This window comes from Klebsiella sp. H-Nf2, assembly GCF_002806645.1.
GTDB lineage: Bacteria > Pseudomonadota > Gammaproteobacteria > Enterobacterales > Enterobacteriaceae > Klebsiella > Klebsiella variicola.
In genome coordinates, this window is the sequence record NZ_PIBL01000007.1 from 91,197 (window position 1) to 112,073 (window position 20,877).

Genomic DNA, 20,877 nt, shown 5'->3' on the forward strand with positions numbered 1-20,877 from the left:
AAGATAACGGGGAGTTATTAAAGCATAAAAAAGGCGCCTGCTGGCGCCTTTTCGCGTGGTTAGACCATTAGTGGACTGCGCTGCCGGGCACCAGAATCTCAGTGGCGATAATCACCACCAGCAGGCCAACCATCACCGGCACGGAGGTGCGTTTAACCACTTCGAACGGCGAAATTTTCGCCATCCCGGCAACGGCGACCACTACCCCAGAGACCGGCGATATCGTGCGGCCGAGGTTAGAGGCCTGCAGCATCGGAATCGACAGGTAAGCCGGATTGATGCCGGAAGAGTGCGCCAGCTTGGGGATCATCTCAACAAAGGCATAGAACGGGGCATTACCGGAGCCGGTAGTCATCGCCGCCAGCATGGTCAGGATCACCAGCACCAGCATCAGAATAATACTGGCCGAGCCGAACGACGTGGCGATGGAGATCAGCCCGTTGATAAAGCCGATGGTGCTTAACCCCTGGGCAAAGACGCCGGCAGCGACCAACAGCATTACCACGCCGGCGAAGGCGTCAGCCATCCCGCGGTAGGCGACTTCCAGCCCGCTGAAGACATTCTTGGTGTTAAACCCGCGCAGGAACTCAAGGATCGCCGCCAGCAGCATGCAGCCGACGAGGATAGTGATAATGTGCAGTTCCGGTCCCCATTTACCATCAAAGATCAGTACGCCGATGATCGGGGTAAACGGCAGAATGGCGTACAGCGCCGGGGCGGTGGTGGTGATGTCGTTGACATCCAGCATTTCGTGGGAAATGTTCTCTTTTTTATCCAGATAACGCTGCCAGAAGAAGTGGGCAATCGCCATGCAAATAATGGCCGCGATGGAAATAGGCAGCGTGGTCTTGAAGGCAAAGTCGATCAGCGGCATTTCAGCGGCTTTCGCCGCCAGCACGACATCGCCAGAGGTAGGCGAGAGGATAATGGCCGCTGGTGAAGCGCAGATGGCGGCAGCCGCCCCGCGACTGATACCGACGTTCACCATCACCGGGAACAGCGTCGCCATCAGCAGCACGCCAAGGCCGGTCGCAGAGGAGACCGCCAGCGACATCAGGCAGGCGACAAAGTAGGCGGCAATCATCAGCAAATAGGGCGAATTAATATAGCGCAGCGGCTTTGACGCTAATTTCACCACCATATCATTGGCGCCAATATGGGTCATATAGGTGGCGAAGCCGCACAGCATCATAATCATCATACCCAGATCGCCACCGCGGCTCATGAGTAGAATCTTAATGTATTCAATAATATCGGTAGCGGAATAGCCGGTGCTGTCGGTGTTTCCCGGCAAGACTTTATGCCCCAGCAGGGCGCTGACGATCAATAAGATTAAGCCCCCGACGAACAGCACCCCGGTGGCCGAGTAGCCCTTAATGATATAGCGGGCGACGCCCACAATGACCACAATCCCGATCAGGATCTCAACAAACGTCAGCATTTATTACCCCTAAGCCCAAAGAATATGTAGATAAAAAGCGTCACACCAAATTTTAATGTGCGAATGTGCCGAAAAAACGGACAAAACTCGCTGATGCAAATCAATAAAGCGATAAGAACTACGTGTCACCCGTCTCGCCTGGATATAATCACCAGATGGATAGTTAAAAGGTTCTGATGGTCACCGGGCGAAAATCAGGAGTTTGCCTTATTTCGTTCAACCTGTATTGAGGCTATCTTTGCTATTTTAGGCGGCTTTTAAATGAAAGTGGTAATGGAAAAGTGTTGATGTTACGTCGTTTTTCACTGTTTTCTCTTGGTTTTTTTGGATGGTTGTTGGTATCCGTAAACGCCAGCGCGTCGTTTTCATCGACCCTCAGCGAAGGTTACCATACCTTAAGTAATAACGTGGCGCAGACCTGGAATGAGCCGGAGCACTATGACTTGTACGTTCCAGCCATCACCTGGCACGCGCGGTTTGCCTACGATCAGGAAAAGATTGATAAGTATAACGAACGCCCCTGGGGGGCGGGTTTTGGTGTCTCCCGCTGGGATGACAAAGGAAACTGGCACGGCCTGTACCTGATGGCGTTTAAAGATTCTTTCAATAAGTGGGAGCCTATCGGTGGCTATGGATGGGAGAAAACCTGGCGGCCACTGTCTGACCAGAACTTCCGTCTTGGCCTCGGCTATACCCTCGGGGTAACGGCGCGCGATAACTGGAACTACATTCCTATCCCGGTGATCTTGCCATTAGCATCAATAGGTTACGGTCCAGCAACCTTTCAGATGACCTATATTCCAGGCACTTACAATAACGGTAACGTTTACTTCGCCTGGGCTCGTATACAGTTTTAATTCGCTAAGTCTTAGCAATAAATGAGATAAGCGGTGCGTCTTGTGGAAAAACAAGGACTAAAGCGTTACCCACTAAAAAAGATAGCGACTTTTATCACTTTTTAGCAAAGTTGCACTGGACAAAAGGTACCACAATTGGTGTACTGATACCCGACACAGCATTAGTGTCGATTTTTCATATAAAGGTAATTTTGATGTCTAAGATTAAAGGTAACGTTAAGTGGTTTAATGAGTCCAAAGGATTCGGTTTCATTACTCCGGAAGATGGCAGCAAAGATGTATTCGTACACTTCTCTGCAATCCAGTCCAACGGTTTCAAAACTCTGGCTGAAGGTCAGCGCGTAGAGTTCGAAATCACTAACGGTGCCAAAGGCCCTTCTGCTGCAAACGTAATGGCTATCTAACCAACACGTCAGTAGAATATAAAAACCCGCTTTAAGCGGGTTTTTTTTTGCCTGTTTTCAGGGTCTTAACGGCTGGCAGCCTGCGAGAAAAGCCAGAAGGCGGCCGCTGTCATAGCAAACGACCCCAGCAAATTCACCAGCACGTTGAGGAGTGCCCAGCTCACCCGTCCCTGTTGCAGGAGAAAGACCACTTCTGCAGAGAAAGTGGAGAAGGTCGTCAGCCCACCGCAGAATCCGGTGGTAATCAGCAACTTCCACATCGGGTCAATATCGGTTAGACGATTAAACCACGCCAGCCCGGCGCCAATCACAAAGGCACCTACCAGGTTGGCCGTCAGCGTCCCAATCGGGATAGCATGATGCACAGGATTGAGCTTCATGCCGAGCCACCAGCGCAATACGCTGCCGGTGCCACCGCCGATAAAAACGGCGCAAAGAAGTTGAAACACGGTTGTTTCCTGCTATTTGATATAAGAGAGCCTCAAGTGTAGCGCGCGACGGGCGCGGTTGGCTATTCATAACCTGACGGAGAAAAACATGCGGGTAGCGGCAGGACAATTTGCCGTCACGCCAGTATGGCGGACGAATGCGCAGACCTGTGTGGCGATGATGCAACAGGCTGCGCGTGAAGGGGCGGCGCTGCTAGTGCTGCCGGAGGCGTTGCTGGCGCGGGATGACAACGACCCGGACATGTCAGTGAAATCGGCTCAGTCGCTGGATGGGGAATTTTTGCAACTGCTGCTGGCTGAGAGCGGGCGTAACCGTTTGACCACGGTTCTGACGCTGCACGTGCCGTCAGGAGAGGGCAGAGCGACCAATACGCTGGTGGTATTGCGGGGTGGCGAAGTGATAGCGCATTATCACAAGCTCCATTTATACGATGCCTTCGCAATGCAGGAGTCGCGGCGGGTGGATCCTGGCCAGCAGATCCCGCCGGTGATTGAGGTGGCAGGATTACGCGTTGGCCTGATGACCTGCTATGATCTGCGCTTTCCGGAACTGGCGCTATCGCTGGCGCTGAACGGGGCGGAGCTGCTGGTACTGCCCACCGCATGGGTGAGGGGGCCGCAGAAAGAGCACCACTGGGCGACGCTGCTGGCGGCGCGCGCCCTTGATACCACCTGCTATATCGTGGCGGCAGGCGAGTGCGGGACGCGGAATATCGGCCAGAGCCGCATTATTGATCCGCTGGGAACGACGCTGGCGGGGGCAGGGAGTGAGCCGCAGGTGATCTTTGCCGATGTCTCCGCGGAATACCTTGCCCGGGTTCGCGAGCGTTTGCCGGTGCTGCAGAACCGACGATTTGCGCCACCGCAATTATTGTGATGTTTTTTTAAACAAGGCTTGATTCACCTTGTTACAGATTGCTATTGTGTCCGCGCGTCAAATACCCGTATTGTTTATCCGAATAATTCGCTGTGCACGTCAGGATGGACACCCCTGCACTAACTCCTTGAGGAGAAGGCTCTGGGCCGAATCACGCAGCCCACGCACAGGTGGATTACAATATGACGGATAAATGCGTGTATGATGGCGTATTCGCAGCTTGTATAGAGAAGAAGGTTAGCTATGGGTGAGATTAGTATTACCAAACTGCTGGTAGTCGCAGCACTGATTATCTTAGTGTTTGGTACCAAGAAATTACGTACGCTGGGCGGCGACCTGGGTTCGGCTATCAAGGGCTTTAAAAAGGCCATGAACGAGGATGACGATAGCGCGAAGAAAGCCACCGTGGAAGAAGAAGCGCCGGCGCAGAAGATCTCTCATAAAGAGTAATTGACCCGATGCGTCCCTCCGGAGGGATGCTGGCGGAACGGCGAAGAGGCCGCGACGAATATCGTTGCGGCCTTTGTCGTTTTTGGCGATGCCGCGCAGAAAAGATGCAACGAACTGTTACGAAAACGCGAAGCAGAGGAAGCGGAGAGGGGCCGCTGCGGCGAAAAATCGCGCAGCGGCAGAAGCGGCAGTTACTTCACTTCCATCCCTTTAGCCTGCAGGTCGGCATGGTAGGAAGAGCGAACGAAGGGACCGCAGGCGGCGTGGGTGAAGCCCATCGCCATTGCTTCCGCTTTCATCTCTTCGAACTCTTCCGGGCTGACGTAGCGCTGTACTGGCAGGTGGTGACGGCTCGGCTGCAGATACTGGCCTAACGTCAGCATGGTGACGCCATGGCGACGCAGGTCGCGCATTACTTCAATGATCTCGGCGTTGGTCTCACCCAGACCGACCATCAGGCCGGATTTCGTCGGGAGCTCCGGGTGCGCTTCTTTAAAACGCTCCAGCAGCTTCAGCGACCAGTTGTAATCCGCACCCGGGCGCACCTGACGATAAAGACGTGGTACGTTTTCGAGGTTATGGTTAAAGACGTCCGGCGGGGTCACCGTCAGGATTTCGAGCGCGCGATCCATACGGCCGCGGAAATCCGGCACCAGCGTTTCGATCTTAATTGACGGGTTTTTCTCGCGAATGGCGCTAATGCAGTCGGCAAAATGTTGCGCTCCGCCATCGCGCAGGTCGTCACGGTCCACTGAGGTGACCACGACATAGCGCAGACCCATATCGGCGATGGTTTGCGCCAGCTTCTGTGGCTCGTTCGCATCTGGGGTGACCGGACGTCCATGCGCAACATCGCAGAACGGGCAGCGACGGGTACAGATCGCGCCGAGGATCATAAAGGTCGCGGTACCGTGGTTGAAGCATTCTGCAAGGTTCGGGCAGGAGGCCTCTTCACACACGGAGTGCAGGCCGTTCTTACGCATCGCTGCTTTGATACCCTGGATACGGGACGAATCTGCCGGAAGTTTGATTTTCATCCATTCCGGTTTTCTGAGCAGAGCTTCACGCTCAGTTGCCACGTTTTTCACCGGGATAAGGGCCATTTTATCGGCGTCGCGGTACTTAACACCGCGTTCCATCACAATGGGTTTACTCATAGCGTGCGTGTTCCAGTTGCGAGTCACGAAGGAAAGCGAATTAATTCAATGAAATGTTGCAATTATCAACTATTTTTGAATCAAGAGCAGGCAGTATACCATTGAAAAGGGGCAGAAAGCAGCCTGCCTGCCTCGCAAATTGTAAAATAGTTGTTGTTTTATCCTTTTCCTTTCCGTGCGCTACGCCTTAAATGCCTGGATTACCGTCTCGATAATCTCTTTCAGCAACGGCTCCTTCCCACTCTGTTTATTGTAGTGCAGTGCGACATTAATTTTTTCGTCCTGCAGGGAGTGAAAATCCAGGGTTTGCAGTGACCAGAGCCGGGATACCATGGCGAACAGGCGCTCGGTGGTCAGCCCCAGCATGTCGCTCTCGGCGATCATGGCTGCCTGGGTCAGCAGGTTAAAGGTGCTGAATCCGCAGCGTCGTTCGCCCATCTCTTCCTGCAGTCGGCGGTGAAGGGTGGGGTAGCGCTGGCCTTCCGGCAGCAGCAGCGCAAACTCATACTGAGCGAGGTGAGCTTCATCCTGCGGGCCGTGCAGCGCGGGGTGTTCAGCACGGCAGTACATCCGCACCCGATCCTGGTACAGCACGTGATGGCTTATCGCCTGGCCGCTGTGCAGATGAGTGTCAATTAACAGATCCACCTGGCGCTGGTCGAGCTGTCGCGCGGCGTCGGTGATGGCGATGTTGTGCAACAGGATCTGCGGAAAGGCCGGTTTCAGCGCGCTGGCCACGATTGGCATCAGCAGCGCCCCCATCCCTGGCGTGGTGGCGATAGTGATCACCCTCTGCTGGTGGGGGCTACCGGCGATATCCAGCGCACTGAGGAAAGCCTCCATACCCCGGCTGATGTACTGATGAAGATGGGTGGCATACGCGGTGGGCATCACGCCTTGCCCCTTGCGGATAAACAGCGGGTCAGGAAAAAGCGCCCGCAGTTTGTTAATCGACTGGCTAATAGCCGACGGTGTGATATTCAGTATCTTAGCGGCGTTGACGATGCCTTTATGGACGTAAACGGCTTCGAAAATAGTTAACAGGTTGAGGTCAATATTGCGCAGGATGCGAAACATCTGGCGGTCATAACGTTCATCCTGTCGTTCAGGGGATTCTGACGGAGACGTATTCTCTGGCACGCGATGAGTCCGGTTGGGAATGATAGGGCAAGTATAGCGGCCCACCGCATCCCGTACGTGACAATTGATTGCAAAAATAATGTGTTAATCGTTTAGCGCCCCGCCGCCAGCGGGGCGCTGATCTACCGTTTACGGCTGGGGGAGATATTCGTGCGGGGGATGGTCCAGCAGTGCCAGCAGATTGGCGACCAGCCGCGGGGCGACAGTCTGCGGAGAGACCTCTGGCTGCCACTGGCGCATTTGCGTCATCTCCATGCCGGCATAGCCGCAGGGATTGATGCGCAGAAACGGCGCGAGATCCATCGCGATATTGAGCGCCAGGCCGTGGAAGGAACACCCTTTGCGGATCCGCAGTCCCAGTGAGCAGATTTTGCGATCGCCGACGTAGACGCCTGGGGCGTCGGCGCGGGGATGCGATTCGATGCCGTACTCGGCCAGGGTATTGACGACCGTTTGCTCCAGCAGCGTCACCAGCTCGCGCACACCCAGCTTGCGGCGTTTAAGGTTCAACAGGACGTACATCACCTGCTGTCCTGGGCCGTGATAGGTCACCTGGCCGCCGCGGTCGCTCTGGATCACCGGAATATCGCCGGGCACCAGCACGTGTTCCGCTTTGCCAGCCTGGCCCTGAGTGAAAACCGGGTGATGTTCCACCAGCCAGATCTCGTCGAGGGTGTCTTCATCGCGGGCGTTGGTGAATTCATGCATTGCCTGCGAGATGGGTTCGTAAGGTTGCAGGCCAAGCTGCCGGATAAGAATTTTATTGTGCTGCAAAACAACATCTCCGCCGGGAAGAGAGGACTCAGGGCGGGGAGTATATCACAGCAGGGCGGAAGGGGATGAAAGGACCCGGCACGGCAGCCGGGTCGAGGAAAAGGTTACAGCACCATCCGTACGATATCGATATTGCCTAACTCTTCGTACAGCGTTTCCACTTGCTCAATGTGGGTGGCGTTGATGGTGATGGAGACCGAGTGGTAGTTACCTTTGCTGCTCGGTTTTACTGACGGCGAGTAATCACCAGGCGCATGGCGCTGTACCACTTCCACCACCTGATCAACCAGCTCCGGCAATGCCTGCCCCATTACTTTGTAAGTAAAGGGTGTAGGGAATTCCAGCAGTTCGTTAAGTTTGGTTTTCATGTCAGCTCCGGTGTTACGACAAAATAATAACTCCCACCAAGGGCGGGAGTTATCAGGTTACTTGGATGAATAGTATATGGGGATGGAAATCACACTTTCAAGTGTTCGATTTTTAACCAAACCAGTGGTGGAACATTAACTTAATGTAATCAATAATTTTGCCGAAGAAATTCCCTTCCGGAATTTCCTGCAGCACCACCAGCGGGCGCTGATCGATGGTTTTGCCATCCAGCTGGAAGTTGATGGTGCCGACCACCTGATTTTTCTGCAGCGGGGCGTGCAGTTCAGTGTTATTCAGCACATAGCTGGCTTTCAGATCTTTCATCCGGCCACGCGGGATGGTCAGGTAGACATCTTTATCCACCCCCAGCGAGGCGCGATCGCTGTCGCCGAACCAGGCCGGTTCGGACGCAAACTCTTTGCCGGCTTTAATCGGGTTGACGGTTTCGAAGAAGCGGAAACCCCAGGTCAGCAGTTTTTTACTTTCCGACTCACGACCTTTGAAAGTACGCCCGCCCATGACCGCCGAGATAAGACGCATCTGGCCTTCGGTGGCAGAGGCGACGAGGTTATAGCCCGCTTTGTCGGTATGACCGGTTTTGATGCCATCGACGTTCAGGCTGTTATCCCACAGCAGGCCGTTACGGTTCAGCTGGCGGATACCGTTGAAGGTAAACTCTTTCTCACGATAGATGGAGTACTCATTCGGCACATCGCGGATCAGCGCCTGGCCAATCAGCGCCATGTCGCGCGCGGAGCTGTACTGCCCGTCGGCATCAAGACCGTGAACGGTCTGGAAATGGGTGTTTTTCAGGCCCAGGGCGTTAACATAGTTGTTCATCAGGCTGACGAAGGCGTCCTGGCTACCGGCAACAAAGTCGGCCATGGCCACGCAGGCATCGTTACCCGACTGCAGGTTGATACCACGGATCAGCTGCGAAACCGGAACCTGCATTCCTGGCTTGAGGAACATCAGGGAAGAGCCTTTGAAAACCGGGTTGCCGGTGGCCCAGGCATCGTTGCCGACAGTGACCAGATCGGACTCTTTGAATTTACCCGCTTTCATCGCCTGACCGATAACATAGCTGGTCATCATTTTAGTCAGACTGGCCGGGTCGCGACGGGAGTCGGCGTTATTTTCTGCCAGCACTTTGCCGGAGTTATAATCAATTAGCACCCAGGATTCGGCGTCAATCTGCGGGGCGCCTGGGATCATCGTTTTGATATTCAGGTCATCGGCGCGGGCAGCGGAGGAGAGCGCTGCAACGGAGAGCGCCGTGATGAGTAAACGAGCGGTGAAAGAGGTCTTCATGGTCAGAACAACGGCATCCGTGATGGAGTTAAAAAAAGTGCCTTACTATAGCAAATGCTCTGCGGGCCAGCATCCGACATTGCGCATGAGTTTGTTAATGACTTTTACATGCGCATCTTGAGCGGGCCGCCCGCGGCGTTTAGTTGGCGTGAGTAATAAAGGACTGCAGCTGCGCTTCGCTTTGCAGGCGCTGCTGAACCGCACTGGCCTGCGCCTTGTCAGCAAACGGGCCCAGCTGAATACGCCATACCGCGCCATTCTGCGTGACCCGGCCTGGTACGGAGAACTGCTGGCTCAGGCGCTGTTGATACTGCTTCGCCCGCGCCTGATCGCTCACCGCGCCAACCTGGACGACAAAATTACCGCTGGCGCTGGAGGTGGCGGTAGAGGAGGCGGCAACGGCGCCGGCGGTCGCGGCAGTGGCCGCTGTAGCCGCTACGCTACCCTGGATGGAGCCTGGCGCGGTGACGGGAGCCGTTTGCGTCGCGACGGCAGCAGCAGGGGCCGCAGTGGCAGCAGTCGTGGCTGCCGGCTCGCTACTCTCCAGCACGCCGCTGTTCAGCGGCGTCGGGGCGCCGAGGAAACCGCCGCTGTTCACCGGGGCGCCGACACTGTCTTCCGGCTTCAGGGTGTTGTTGCTGATCGGGCGAACGTCGGCAGGCGCAGGCTGGCTCATGCCTGTGGCGTCACCGCCGTCCAGATTCGGTCGAGCGGGCAGGGCGTACGTTTGTTTGGCGACGGTGGTGCAGGCCATTCCCGGACCGGAAAGCGAACCGTCAGGCGCAACGATGATGGGGTCGATACGCACCTTGGTGTTGTTCGAGGTGTTCAGACGGTCAGCGGACGCACGGGAAAGCGAGATGACGCGATCGTTGCCATACGGGCCGCGATCGTTAATCCGCACGACGATCATGCGCCCGTTAGCGAGGTTGGTGATCCGCGCATAGCTCGGGATTGGCAGTGTGGGGTGCGCTGCGGTCAGTTGGGTCGGATCGAAGGCTTCGCCGCTGGCAGTCAGGTTACTGTTGGGCTCAGCGTCATAGATCGCCGCAAAACCGGTCTGAGTAAAGTTTGCCGGATCCTGAACGACTTTGTAGCTTTTGCCGTCGCGCTCATAATCCTGATTCGCCGTGGCGTTCGGCGTTTCATACTGCGGATCGGCACCACTGATCTCAACCGTCGGGCCATTACAGACGGCCGGCTGTGGAGTACTGACCGTTTTTTGTTGCACGTCATCACTCGAACATGCCGCCAGCAGCCCCGCTGCTATGCAGATCCCCAGCCATTGCTTACGCATTGCAAACCCCTTTAAACGCTTTTCGACAACATTTTTCTGTGGGTATGGATCGACATCACGATACCAAACCCGGCCATCAATACGATCAGGGCGGAGCCCCCGTAGCTCACCAGCGGCAACGGTACGCCCACCACCGGTAAAATACCACTCACCATACCAATATTTACGAAGACATAAACGAATAAAATCAACATTAAACCACCGGCCATGACCCGGCCAAAGGTGGTTTGCGCCTGGGCGGCGATCCACAGTCCGCGCATGATCAGCAGGATATACAACGCCAGCAGGATCAGCACGCCAATCAGCCCCAGTTCTTCGGCCAGTACGGCGAAGATAAAGTCGGTGTGGCGTTCCGGCAGGAACTCCAGTTGCGACTGCGTGCCGTGCAGCCAGCCTTTGCCGCGCAGACCGCCGGAGCCAATGGCAATTTTAGACTGAATAATGTGATAGCCGGCGCCCAGCGGGTCGGTTTCCGGATCGAGGAGCATCATCACGCGCTGGCGCTGATAGTCATGCATCAGGAAGAACCACAGGATCGGAATAAAGGCGGCGACCAGCACCACGGCGATCCCGATAAGACGCCAGCTCAGGCCGGAAAGGAACAGCACAAACAGCCCGGAGAGAGCGATCAGAATCGAGGTGCCGAGGTCGGGTTGTGCTGCCACCAGCAGGGTCGGCAGAAAAATCAGCACCAGCGCAATCGCGGTGTTCTTCAGCGAGGGCGGACAGACGTCGCGGTTAATAAAGCGCGCGACCATCAGCGGCACGGCGATTTTCGCTATCTCCGACGGCTGAAAGCGAACGATACCGAGATCCAGCCAGCGCTGCGCCCCTTTGGAGATGGCGCCGAAAGCATCAACGGCCACCAGCAGAATAATACAGAAAATATAGAGATAGGGCGCCCAGCCTTCATAGACCCGCGGTGGGATCTGCGCCATGACAATCATGATCACCACGCCCATGGCGATCTGGCCGATTTTACGCTCCATCATGCCGACGTCCTGACCGCTGGCGCTCCAGATAACCAGCGCGCTATAGGTCAGCAGCGCCAGTAAGATCAGCAGCATGGTGGGGTCAAGATGGATTTTATCCCACAGCGATTTTTTGTTCGGATTATCCGTCATTATTGATCCTCCCCTGCGGTGACCGCCGGGTTTTCGCTTGGCAGCGTGGTGTTGTTATCGCCCAGCATAATGTGATCGAGGATTTGGCGCATAATGGTGCCGACCGCCGGGCCGGCGCCGCCGTTTTCCAGGATCATCGCCACGGCAACCTGAGGGTTGTTATAAGGCGCAAACGCCGTCATCAGTTTGTGGTCACGCAGACGTTCAGAGATCCGATGCGCGTTATAGGTTTCGTTAGCTTTCAGACCGAATACCTGGGCGGTACCGGACTTGGCCGCGATCTTATACGGCGCGCTGGCGAAGTATTTGTGCGCGGTGCCGTTGCCGCGGTTGGCCACGCCGAACATGCCGTCTTTGGCGATTTCCCAGTAGCCTGAATGGATGTCGCCCACCGGCGGCTCATGCGGCTGGACCCACGGAACGGGCTTGCCGTCTTCCACGGTGCTTTGCAGCAGATGCGGCACTTTCACCACCCCGTCGTTAATCAGGATCATCAGCGCTTTGTTCATCTGGATGGGAGTGGCAGTCCAGTACCCCTGACCGATGCCCACCGGAATGGTGTCCCCCTGGTACCAGGGTTTCTTGAAGCGCTTGAGCTTCCATTCACGGGTTGGCATGTTGCCCGAGCGCTCTTCAGAAAGGTCGATACCGGTGTAGTGGCCGTAGCCAAACTTGCTCATCCACTCTGAGAGGCGATCGATGCCCATGTCATAGGCGACCTGATAGAAATAGGTATCCGCAGACTCCTCCAGCGCTTTGGTGACGTTGAGATGGCCGTGACCCCATTTTTTCCAGTCACGATAGCGTTTATCGGAGCCAGGCAGCTGCCACCAGCCAGGGTCGAACAGGCTGGTATTGCGGGTGATCACCCCGGCGCTCAGCGCCGAGACGGCGACGTACGGTTTTACCGTCGACGCCGGCGGATAGACCCCCTGCGTCGCACGGTTGACCAGCGGCGTGTTCGGATCGTTGAGCAGGCCGGAGTAATCTTTACTGGAGATGCCATCGACGAACAGGTTCGGGTCGTAGCTCGGCGTAGACACCAGCGCCAGAACGGCGCCGGTACGTGGATCGGTGACCACCACGGCGGCACGGCTACCGGCCAACAGGGTTTCGATATACTGCTGCAGCTTGAGATCGAGGGTGAGGTAGATATCGCGTCCGGCCTGCGGCGGCACCTCTTTCAGCTGACGAATGACGCGGCCGCGGTTGTTCACTTCAACCTCTTCGTAACCGGTCTGACCATGCAGGACGTCCTCATAATAACGCTCAATACCCAGCTTACCGATGTCGTGGGTCGAGGCGTAGTTAGCCAGCTTGCCCTCTTTGTCGAGGCGGTCGACGTCTTTATCGTTAATTTTTGAGACGTAGCCAATGACGTGCGTCAGCGCGGAGTTATAGGGGTAGTAGCGACGCTTGTAGCCTTTGACTTCCACACCGGGAAAGCGGTACTGGTTGACGGCAAAGCGGGCAACCTGCACTTCACTGAGGTTGATCTTTACCGGAATCGAGGTAAAGCGATGGGAGCGGGCTCGCTCCTTTTTGAAGCCGGCGATATCGTCGTCGGTTAAATCGACGACGTCACGCAGCGCATCCAGCGTCTGCTGCACGTTATCGACTTTCTCCGGCATCATCTCCAGCTGATAAATGGTGCGGTTAAGCGCCAGCGGGGTGCCATTGCGATCGTAAATAATGCCGCGGCTCGGCGGGATCGGCACCAGCTTGATGCGGTTTTCGTTCGAACGCGTCTGATAGTCATTGAAGCGAACGATTTGCACATTGTACAGGTTGGCGACCAGAACGCCGGTAAGCAGCAAAATCCCCAAAAAAGCGACCAGCGCCCGGCGCACGAACAGCGAGGATTCAGCCGTATAGTCGCGGAAAGAATTCTGTAATTTCATTCGCTGCTTAGTCTACCCTGATCATCATTACTCACGGTGGTACGGGTGGTTGGTGGTAATGCTCCACGCCCGATACAGACTCTCGGCCACCAGTACGCGCACCAGCGGGTGAGGTAAGGTGAGGGTGGAGAGCGACCAACTCTGTTCCGCCGCTGCTTTACAGGCTGGAGAGAGGCCTTCCGGGCCGCCTACCAGCAAACTGACGTCGCGCCCGTCCTGTTTCCAGCGTTCCAGTTCGCGCGCCAGCTGCGGCGTATCCCATGGTTTTCCCGGAATATCCAGGGTCACGATACGGTTCTTACCGGCAGCGGCCAACATCATCTCGCCCTCTTTTTCGAGGATGCGCTTGATATCGGCGTTCTTGCCGCGTTTACCGGCGGGGATCTCCACCAGTTCAAACGGCATATCTTTGGGAAAACGGCGCAGATACTCGCTAAAGCCGGTCTGTACCCAGTCCGGCATTTTGGTGCCAACGGCCACCAGCTGCAACTTCACGCATTAACTCCAGAGTTTTTCCAGCTCGTACAGACGACGGCTCTCTTCCTGCATGACGTGAACCATCACGTCGCCGAGGTCGACGACGATCCAGTCGGCGGCGGCTTCCCCTTCAACGCCCAGCGGCAGCATGCCGGCGGCGCGGGATTCCTGAACCACGTGGTCGGCGATGGACATCACGTGACGGGTGGAGGTGCCGGTGCAGATAATCATGCAATCGGTGATGCTGGATTTGCCATGTACATCAATGGCGACGATGTCCTGACCTTTCAGGTCATCAATTTTGTCGATAACAAAATCCTGGAGTGCTTTACCCTGCAAGTGTTCCCCCTGGGTGCATGAAGATTGATAATGATAAAGAGCCTGACAGTATACCTGAACTGATGAAAAAGTCGGGTGAAATGTCTGTCGGCAGGCGTTCGTGGCGGGGTATCATCCCATCCCTCGCCGCGGATTGCATCGCCATTTTTGTAAAACAATTTCTGCAAACATACTGTGGCGGATGCTGCCCGGCAGCGGAGAATAACAGCCTGCCGTGGCCTGTCAATGGTCTGGCGGGAATTCTTCTTGCGGCTGCCAGACAGCCTGGCTATTTAATACGCGCAGGGTGGTGAAATCGTCGCGCATATCGAGGAGGCTCCAGGCGCCATGGGCAATGGGGAAATGCCACATCGCCGCCGCGGGCATCTGCAACAGCAGGGCCGTCAGCAGGCTCAGGACGCCCTGATGGCCGACAATTAGCAGGTGGTCAAGATGGCGGCAGTCGGCCAGCGTTGTGGTGAATCCGCTGACGCGGCGGGAAAACTTCTGAAAGCTTTCGCCGTTGGTCGGGGCCGCGTGCTGCCAGTCATCACACCACGCGGCATAGTTTTGCGCATCCTCCCGCTGGAGATCGCGATGATGACGCATCTCCCAGTCGCCGAAAAACATTTCATTGAGCGCGGCATGGCACTCACGCGGGATATGGCGATCGCCAAGCAGCAGATCGGCCGTTGTTCCGGTTCTCGCCAGCTCACTACAGAATACTTTATCGAAAGGCACCGCGCGCAGCCGTTCGCCGAGTGCTCGCGCCTGGGCGACGCCGCGCGGCGTCAGAGGAGTGGGGGCATGGCCGCTGTATAACCCGGCAACGTTGGCTTCGGTTTCACCGTGGCGAACTAACCATAATTTCATGATGATGCTCAGACAGGCGGTGGAGACGTGGCGCTACGATAGCGCTTTTTTAGCGTCAGGCCCAGTCCGGGATCAGCAATAGAGTCCCTGATCGCGGATGTAGTCCAGCACGGTGGCCGGTAGCATCTCGGCGCAGGATTCCCCGCGCTCGAGGCGCTGGCGGATAATCGTCGCCGAGATATCGAACCATGGCGTCTCAGCCAGGTAGATGGCCCCGGCGGGGCGGTTATGCAGGCGCTCTACGTCGTGAGTTAAGTGGCGATCCAGCCAGCGCTGATCCGCGCCGTGCGCCATGGTCAGCGGGTAACCCGGGCGGCGGCAGACGATCAGATGAACGTTATCAAGGATGGTTTCATAGTGGTGCCAGGTGGGGAAGGTGAGCAGCGAATCCTGGCCGATGATAAACGCCAGTGGTTTTTCTGGCCCCTGCTCCTGACGCCACGCCTGCAGCGTGTCTGCCGTCCAGGAGGGGGTGTCACGCTGCAGTTCGCGTTCGTCGAGCGTGAACAGCGGCTTATCGGCGATCGCCAGCTTAAGCATATGCACGCGCTGGGCGCTGGTGGCTTCCGGCTGGGGACGGTGCGGCGGGACGTTGTTAGGCATGATGATGACCTTGCTCAGGCCAATCTGATTCGCCAGGATCTCGACCGGCTTGAGGTGACCATAATGCACCGGATCGAAGGTGCCGCCATAGATTGCCTGCAACTGAGTCATATCAACCATCAATAAAAACGTCCGCCAGGGCTTTGTGGCAGAGCAACAACGAAAGACTTTCCAGTTCGGGCCAGACGTCGTGCCCGTAATCCTGTTTAAAGGTCAGTTCTGCACGGGTCAGGAGGGTCACCGCCTGGCGCAGCTGTTCCCCGCTCAGTCGGGCGAGGGCATCGCTGAGCAGCTGACGGCGGTTTTGCCAGACCCGATGTTTATCAAACAGCGAGCGCAGCGGCGTGTGCGTCGACTGGCGTTTGAGCGTGACCAGCAGCAGCAGCTCCCGCTGTAGCGTACGCAGCAGGATCGCCGGCTCGCAGCCTTCAAGGCGGAGCTGTTGCAGAACATGCAGCACGCGCTTGCTTTTGCCTGCCAGTAGCGCATCGACCCAATGGTAAGGGGTAAAGTGGGCGGCATCGTTTACCGCCTGCTCAACCCGGGGCAGGGTCAGCTTACCGTCCGGCCAGAGCAGCGCCAGACGCTCCAGCGCCTGCGCCAGCGCCAGCAGATTACCTTCGTAACAGTAGCACAGCAGCTGACTGGCCGCGTCGTCGAGCTGCAGCTGATGCTGTTTGGCCCGGGCGGCCAGCCAGCGCGGCAGCTGTGCGTATTCCGGCGTCTGGCAACTGACCTGGACGGCCCGCTGCGCCAGGGCGGTAAGCCACGCGGCATTCTCCTGGGCTTTGGTCAGCTTATTCCCGCGAACTATCAGCAGCAGGTCGTCGTGCAGCAGGCCGATCAGGGTCGCCAGCTGTTCGTTGATCGCCGCGTTAGGGCCGTTTTCCGGCAGGATTAGCAACAGCGTTTGCCGGCTGGAGAACAGACTCAACGCCTGGCTTAACGCGAAAATCGCCTGCCAGTCGGTGCTGTTATCGATGGTGAAGGTGTGGTGCTCGGTAAAGCCCTGGGCGGCAGCGGCTTCACGAATGGCGTCCTGGCTTTCCTGCAACAACAGGGGATCGTTGCCAAGCAGCAGATAGGCCGCGCGCAGCCCTTCAGTGAGCTGCGCGCGGAGCTGTTCCGGGTACAACCGAATCATCATTGACCCAGAGTGGTGGAGACGCGGTTACCCGAGGAAGCCGGTGCCGTGCTGCTGGCGACCGGTTTCTCTTCCTGCTGGGTTGCTTCAACATCTGCAACCTGTACGCTCGGCAGCTTACGAATCAGCTGTTCCGCTGCTTTGTCGTACATTTCCTGGATAATCATATCCTGCTCGGCGTCTTTCGCTAACGCCGCCTGCGGGTTATCGAAGAACGAACGATAGACCTTAGTGGTAATCGGATAGATATCGTGACCCGGGATCAGGACGCTGGCATGAACGGTCATGACCATCTGATATTCCGCGGTACGACCATCCTGGAACACCGAGGCGGTATCTTTCTGAATCGACGATCCATCGAGGCGCAGAGAAGGAACATCTTTACGCAGCGTGCTGGCGTCGATCAGGTCCACGCCATTAAGACGCAGCTGATTACGTACCGCGCGACTTAACGGCCCGTTCGGATCGCTCGACTGAAGAATCATGGTTTTCATGGTGGTGGGCACCTTCGTAGTGCTACGCAGATGCCAGCCACAGCCGGCGGTGACAAGCACCGCCAGGGATAACAACATTGTTACCAGATATCGCACGCTTCCTCCCGCGCTTAGCCAACGACCAGATTGAGCAGTTTACCCGGAACGTAAATCACTTTACGTACGGTTTTACCGTCGAGATATTTTGCGACCAGATGTTCCTGGCCGGCACGCTCGCGGACCTGCTCTTCAGTTGCATCTACCGCAACGGTAATTTTACCACGAACTTTGCCATTGACCTGGACGACGACGAGGGTGCTGTCTTCCACCATCGCGCTTTCATCCGCCACCGGCCACGGCGCGTTGTCGATATCGCCTTCGCCGTTCAGCTCGCGCCACAGGGTGAAGCTGGCGTGCGGGGTGAACGGGTTCAGCATACGCACCACCGCCAGCAGCGCTTCCTGCATCAGGGCACGATCCTGTTCGTCTTCCTGCGGCGCTTTCGCCAGCTTGTTCATCAGCTCCATGATCGCCGCGATGGCGGTGTTGAAGGTCTGACGACGGCCGATGTCATCAGTCACTTTGGCGATAGTTTTGTGAATATCGCGACGCAGCGCTTTCTGATCTTCACTCAGCGCCGCCACGTTAAGTGCCGCAACGTCCCCTTTGGTGGTGTGCTCGTAGACCAGCTTCCAGACGCGTTTCAGGAAGCGGTTAGCCCCTTCAACGCCAGATTCCTGCCACTCGAGGGTCATATCCGCCGGGGACGCAAACATCATGAACAGACGCACGGTGTCCGCGCCATAACGCTCAACCATCACCTGCGGGTCGATGCCGTTGTTTTTCGACTTGGACATCTTGCTCATGCCGGTGTACACCAGCTCATGGCCTGCCGCGTCTTTCGCTTTCACGATGCGGCCTTTTTCGTCGCGCTCAACGATGGCGTCAACCGGGGAAACCCAGTTACGTTCGCCGTTTTCGCCTACGTAGTAGAAGGCGTCAGCCAGCACCATGCCCTGGCACAGCAGCTGCTTCGCCGGCTCATCGGAGTTGACCATGCCCGCGTCACGCATCAGCTTGTGGAAGAAACGGAAGTAGAGCAGGTGCATGATGGCGTGTTCGATACCGCCGATGTAGATATCTACCGGCAGCCAGTAGTTGGCCGCTTTCGAATCCAGCATCCCTTCCTGATACTGCGGGCAGGTGTAGCGCGCATAGTACCAGGAGGATTCCATAAAGGTGTCAAAGGTGTCGGTTTCGCGCAGCGCCGGCTGACCGTTAACGGTGGTCTTCGCCCACTCAGGATCGGCTTTGATCGGGCTGGTGATGCCGTCCATGACCACATCTTCCGGCAGGATCACCGGCAGTTGATCTTCCGGTGTCGGCAGCACGGTGCCATCTTCCAGGGTCACCATCGGGATCGGCGCGCCCCAGTAGCGTTGACGGGACACACCCCAGTCACGCAGGCGGAAGTTAATTTTACGCTCGCCCACGCCCATGGCAGCCAGTTTGTCGGCAATGGCGTTGAAGCCGGCTTCATAATCGAGGCCGCTGAACTCGCCGGAGTTAAACAGAACGCCTTTCTCGGTCAGCGCCTGTGCGGAGAGATCCGGCTCGGAGCCGTCGGCAGCCAGGATAACCGGCTTGATGTTCAGACCGTACTTGCTGGCGAACTCATAGTCACGCTGGTCGTGGCCCGGAACGGCCATGACCGCGCCGGTGCCGTATTCCATCAGCACGAAGTTTGCCGCCCAGACAGGAATTTCTTCGCCGGTCAGCGGATGAATGGCTTTAAATCCGGTATCGACGCCTTTTTTCTCCATCGTCGCCATGTCGGCTTCGGCCACTTTGGTGTTACGGCATTCGTCGATAAAGGCAGCCAGTGTCGGATTGTTCGCTGCAGCCTGCTGCGCCAGCGGGTGACCCGCCGCGACGGCCAGGTAGGTGCAGCCCATAAAGGTGTCCGGACGGGTGGTGTAGACGGTCAGCTTATCGGCGTAGTTGTTGACGTCAAAGGAGATTTCCACCCCTTCGGAACGGCCGATCCAGTTGCGCTGCATGGTCTTCACGGTGTCTGGCCAGTGATCCAGTTTATCCAGATCGTTCAGCAGTTCATCGGCGTAGGCGGTGATTTTAATAAACCACTGCGGGATCTCTTTACGCTCGACTTTGGTATCGCAGCGCCAGCAGCAGCCGTCAATAACCTGTTCGTTGGCCAGTACGGTCTGGTCGTTCGGGCACCAGTTCACCGAGGAGGTTTTCTTGTATACCAGGCCTTTTTTGTACAGCTCGGTGAAGAATTTCTGCTCCCAGCGGTAGTATTCCGGGGTGCAGGTCGCCAGCTCGCGGCTCCAGTCATAGCCAAAACCCAGCATTTTGAGCTGGTTTTTCATGTAGGCGATGTTGTCGTAGGTCCATGGTGCTGGCGCGGTGTTGTTTTTCACTGCCGCGCCTTCCGCCGGCAGACCAAACGCATCCCAGCCAATCGGCTGCAGGACGTTTTTGCCCAGCATACGCTGATAACGGGCAATCACATCGCCGATGGTGTAGTTACGCACGTGACCCATGTGTAGTCGACCAGAAGGATAAGGAAGCATCGACAGGCAGTAATACTTCTCTTTGCTCTCGTCTTCAGTTACTTCAAATGTACGATTTTCGTCCCAGTGAAGCTGGACTTTCGATTCTATCTCTTCCGGGCGGTATTGCTCTTGCATGGCAGCCAGTGGTCCTGTTTTCAATACAGCTACAAAATGTAGCCAATGGATGTGTTATTTCAGATCGGCATAGCATAGCCCAAACGCCCCCGTCAAAACAGCCTTTCGCACATTAACATCGGCAAAAGCCGCGCTGATTATTTCGCGACTCTGTGGCTTGTCAGACACAGCGGGAGAGGAATAAGGTCTATTATCAGAAGACGTTAACCACACCGGAGGCGAAATGATGAACAAGGTTGCTCAATATTACCGTGAACTGGTCTCCTCGCTCAGCGAACGGCTCCGCCATGGAGAGCGAGACATCGATGCGCTGGTGACGCAGGCGCGTGAAAAAATCGTCCGCGCCGGCGATCTCACGCAGAGCGAGGTCGAGTCGGTGATTGCGGCGGTGAAGCGCGATCTCGAGGAGTTTGCCCGCAGCTACGAAGAGAGTCATGAAGACGAGAGCGACAGCGTGTTTATGCGGGTGATCAAAGAGAGCCTGTGGCAGGAGTTGGCTGATATCACCGACAAAACGCAGCTCGAGTGGCGCGAAGTCTTTCAGGATCTGAATCACCACGGCGTGTACCACAGCGGAGAGGTGGTTGGTCTGGGTAATCTGGTCTGCGAGAAGTGCCACTATCACCTGGCGGTATATACCCCGGACGTGCTGCCACGCTGTCCGAAGTGTGGCCACGATCAGTTCCAGCGTCGGCCCTTCGAACCTTAAGCAGTGTGAAAAAAC

Annotated in this window: 22 protein-coding genes; 5 read left to right on the plus strand and 17 right to left on the minus strand. The window is 56.6% G+C overall.

The genetic code is table 11. From position 1 onward, the window contains the following. Window positions 1–67: 67 nt before the first annotated feature. Window positions 68–1,441, minus strand: coding sequence for an anaerobic C4-dicarboxylate transporter DcuC (gene dcuC, locus CWM58_RS17580; RefSeq protein ID WP_008805625.1), 1,374 nt, complete (start codon window positions 1,439–1,441; stop codon window positions 68–70). Window positions 1,442–1,776: 335 nt separating this feature from the next. Here dcuC and pagP point away from each other — a divergent pair, with 335 nt between their 5' ends. Both pagP and cspE read left to right on the plus strand, forming a co-directional pair. After that, on the plus strand, window positions 1,777–2,298 hold the full coding sequence (pagP, locus tag CWM58_RS17590) for a lipid IV(A) palmitoyltransferase PagP (RefSeq protein ID WP_319823392.1): 522 nt from the start codon (window positions 1,777–1,779) through the stop codon (window positions 2,296–2,298). Window positions 2,299–2,492: 194 nt separating this feature from the next. Beyond that, window positions 2,493–2,702 (plus strand): transcription antiterminator/RNA stability regulator CspE, encoded by a 210-nt coding sequence (gene cspE / locus CWM58_RS17595; RefSeq protein WP_012542460.1) that lies wholly within the window; start codon window positions 2,493–2,495, stop codon window positions 2,700–2,702. Between the two features lie 65 nt (window positions 2,703–2,767). Here the strand turns inward: cspE and crcB are convergent, their stop codons facing one another. Beyond that, window positions 2,768–3,151 (minus strand): fluoride efflux transporter CrcB, encoded by a 384-nt coding sequence (crcB, locus tag CWM58_RS17600; RefSeq protein WP_074386548.1) that lies wholly within the window; start codon window positions 3,149–3,151, stop codon window positions 2,768–2,770. 88 nt (window positions 3,152–3,239) lie between these two features. Here crcB and CWM58_RS17605 point away from each other — a divergent pair, with 88 nt between their 5' ends. After that, window positions 3,240–4,028, plus strand: a complete 789-nt coding sequence (locus CWM58_RS17605) for a deaminated glutathione amidase (RefSeq protein WP_074386547.1) — start codon at window positions 3,240–3,242, stop codon at window positions 4,026–4,028. 243 nt (window positions 4,029–4,271) lie between these two features. Then, window positions 4,272–4,478, plus strand: a complete 207-nt coding sequence (gene tatE, locus CWM58_RS17610; protein WP_008805630.1) for a twin-arginine translocase subunit TatE — start codon at window positions 4,272–4,274, stop codon at window positions 4,476–4,478. 191 nt (window positions 4,479–4,669) lie between these two features. On the opposite strand, the gene lipA is transcribed toward tatE, so the two are convergent. From lipA to leuS, 15 genes are all read right to left on the minus strand, one after another. Beyond that, window positions 4,670–5,635, minus strand: a complete 966-nt coding sequence (gene lipA / locus CWM58_RS17615; RefSeq protein ID WP_061155356.1) for a lipoyl synthase — start codon at window positions 5,633–5,635, stop codon at window positions 4,670–4,672. A 180-nt stretch (window positions 5,636–5,815) separates the two neighbouring features. After that, the gene (locus CWM58_RS17620; RefSeq protein ID WP_100681456.1) at window positions 5,816–6,775 is read right to left on the minus strand and encodes a YbeF family transcriptional regulator; all 960 of its coding nucleotides are present in this window, start codon (window positions 6,773–6,775) and stop codon (window positions 5,816–5,818) included. Window positions 6,776–6,904: 129 nt separating this feature from the next. Then, window positions 6,905–7,549 carry a lipoyl(octanoyl) transferase LipB gene (gene lipB, locus CWM58_RS17625; protein WP_100681457.1) on the minus strand — a complete coding sequence of 215 codons (645 nt, stop codon included), beginning with the start codon at window positions 7,547–7,549 and terminating at the stop codon, window positions 6,905–6,907. A 104-nt stretch (window positions 7,550–7,653) separates the two neighbouring features. After that, complete coding sequence (ybeD, locus tag CWM58_RS17630; protein ID WP_002894474.1) at window positions 7,654–7,917, minus strand: DUF493 family protein YbeD; 264 nt, start codon at window positions 7,915–7,917, stop codon at window positions 7,654–7,656. 112 nt (window positions 7,918–8,029) lie between these two features. Then, window positions 8,030–9,229, minus strand: coding sequence for a D-alanyl-D-alanine carboxypeptidase DacA (gene dacA / locus CWM58_RS17635; RefSeq protein ID WP_061155353.1), 1,200 nt, complete (start codon window positions 9,227–9,229; stop codon window positions 8,030–8,032). Window positions 9,230–9,368: 139 nt separating this feature from the next. Continuing rightward, window positions 9,369–10,526, minus strand: a complete 1,158-nt coding sequence (rlpA, locus tag CWM58_RS17640) for an endolytic peptidoglycan transglycosylase RlpA (protein WP_061155352.1) — start codon at window positions 10,524–10,526, stop codon at window positions 9,369–9,371. A gap of 11 nt (window positions 10,527–10,537) precedes the next feature. After that, entirely contained in the window at window positions 10,538–11,650 is a 1,113-nt protein-coding gene (gene mrdB / locus CWM58_RS17645; protein WP_008805635.1) for a peptidoglycan glycosyltransferase MrdB, read from the minus strand. After that, a complete protein-coding gene (mrdA, locus tag CWM58_RS17650; protein ID WP_061155351.1) occupies window positions 11,650–13,551 on the minus strand; it encodes a peptidoglycan DD-transpeptidase MrdA in 1,902 nt (633 codons plus the stop codon). The genes mrdB and mrdA overlap by 1 nt, the downstream gene beginning before the upstream one ends. Window positions 13,552–13,578: 27 nt before the next feature. Continuing rightward, window positions 13,579–14,046 (minus strand): 23S rRNA (pseudouridine(1915)-N(3))-methyltransferase RlmH, encoded by a 468-nt coding sequence (rlmH, locus tag CWM58_RS17655; RefSeq protein WP_002894620.1) that lies wholly within the window; start codon window positions 14,044–14,046, stop codon window positions 13,579–13,581. A gap of 3 nt (window positions 14,047–14,049) precedes the next feature. Continuing rightward, the gene (rsfS, locus tag CWM58_RS17660) at window positions 14,050–14,367 is read right to left on the minus strand and encodes a ribosome silencing factor (protein WP_002894623.1); all 318 of its coding nucleotides are present in this window, start codon (window positions 14,365–14,367) and stop codon (window positions 14,050–14,052) included. Between the two features lie 222 nt (window positions 14,368–14,589). After that, window positions 14,590–15,219, minus strand: coding sequence for an adenosylcobalamin/alpha-ribazole phosphatase (locus CWM58_RS17670; protein ID WP_100681459.1), 630 nt, complete (start codon window positions 15,217–15,219; stop codon window positions 14,590–14,592). A 72-nt stretch (window positions 15,220–15,291) separates the two neighbouring features. Beyond that, entirely contained in the window at window positions 15,292–15,942 is a 651-nt protein-coding gene (gene nadD, locus CWM58_RS17675) for a nicotinate-nucleotide adenylyltransferase (RefSeq protein WP_165785818.1), read from the minus strand. After that, window positions 15,935–16,966 (minus strand): DNA polymerase III subunit delta, encoded by a 1,032-nt coding sequence (gene holA / locus CWM58_RS17680; RefSeq protein ID WP_032691138.1) that lies wholly within the window; start codon window positions 16,964–16,966, stop codon window positions 15,935–15,937. Before holA ends, nadD begins: the two co-directional genes overlap by 8 nt. After that, window positions 16,966–17,556 carry an LPS assembly lipoprotein LptE gene (lptE, locus tag CWM58_RS17685; protein ID WP_061155347.1) on the minus strand — a complete coding sequence of 197 codons (591 nt, stop codon included), beginning with the start codon at window positions 17,554–17,556 and terminating at the stop codon, window positions 16,966–16,968. The genes holA and lptE overlap by 1 nt, the downstream gene beginning before the upstream one ends. Before the next feature lie 14 nt (window positions 17,557–17,570). Beyond that, entirely contained in the window at window positions 17,571–20,153 is a 2,583-nt protein-coding gene (leuS, locus tag CWM58_RS17690; protein WP_100681461.1) for a leucine--tRNA ligase, read from the minus strand. Between the two features lie 226 nt (window positions 20,154–20,379). On the opposite strand from leuS, the gene CWM58_RS17695 reads away from it, so the two are divergent. Continuing rightward, window positions 20,380–20,862, plus strand: a complete 483-nt coding sequence (locus CWM58_RS17695) for a zinc ribbon-containing protein (RefSeq protein WP_061156401.1) — start codon at window positions 20,380–20,382, stop codon at window positions 20,860–20,862. Window positions 20,863–20,877 lie beyond the last annotated feature (15 nt).

Excerpts from the sequence above, each read along its gene's own strand:
- nadD (WP_165785818.1), bottom strand. The coding sequence starts at position 15,942 with ATGGTTGATATGACTCAGTTGCAGGCAATCTATGGCGGCACCTTCGAT.
- lipA (WP_061155356.1), bottom strand. The coding sequence starts at position 5,635 with ATGAGTAAACCCATTGTGATGGAACGCGGTGTTAAGTACCGCGACGCC.
- mrdA (WP_061155351.1), bottom strand. The coding sequence starts at position 13,551 with ATGAAATTACAGAATTCTTTCCGCGACTATACGGCTGAATCCTCGCTG.
- CWM58_RS17695 (WP_061156401.1), top strand. The coding sequence starts at position 20,380 with ATGAACAAGGTTGCTCAATATTACCGTGAACTGGTCTCCTCGCTCAGC.
- CWM58_RS17605 (WP_074386547.1), top strand. The coding sequence starts at position 3,240 with ATGCGGGTAGCGGCAGGACAATTTGCCGTCACGCCAGTATGGCGGACG.
- ybeD (WP_002894474.1), bottom strand. The coding sequence starts at position 7,917 with ATGAAAACCAAACTTAACGAACTGCTGGAATTCCCTACACCCTTTACT.
- holA (WP_032691138.1), bottom strand. The coding sequence starts at position 16,966 with ATGATTCGGTTGTACCCGGAACAGCTCCGCGCGCAGCTCACTGAAGGG.
- cspE (WP_012542460.1), top strand. The coding sequence starts at position 2,493 with ATGTCTAAGATTAAAGGTAACGTTAAGTGGTTTAATGAGTCCAAAGGA.
- leuS (WP_100681461.1), bottom strand. The coding sequence starts at position 20,153 with ATGCAAGAGCAATACCGCCCGGAAGAGATAGAATCGAAAGTCCAGCTT.
- CWM58_RS17670 (WP_100681459.1), bottom strand. The coding sequence starts at position 15,219 with ATGAAATTATGGTTAGTTCGCCACGGTGAAACCGAAGCCAACGTTGCC.
- dcuC (WP_008805625.1), bottom strand. The coding sequence starts at position 1,441 with ATGCTGACGTTTGTTGAGATCCTGATCGGGATTGTGGTCATTGTGGGC.
- mrdB (WP_008805635.1), bottom strand. The coding sequence starts at position 11,650 with ATGACGGATAATCCGAACAAAAAATCGCTGTGGGATAAAATCCATCTT.
- rlpA (WP_061155352.1), bottom strand. The coding sequence starts at position 10,526 with ATGCGTAAGCAATGGCTGGGGATCTGCATAGCAGCGGGGCTGCTGGCG.
- tatE (WP_008805630.1), top strand. The coding sequence starts at position 4,272 with ATGGGTGAGATTAGTATTACCAAACTGCTGGTAGTCGCAGCACTGATT.
- dacA (WP_061155353.1), bottom strand. The coding sequence starts at position 9,229 with ATGAAGACCTCTTTCACCGCTCGTTTACTCATCACGGCGCTCTCCGTT.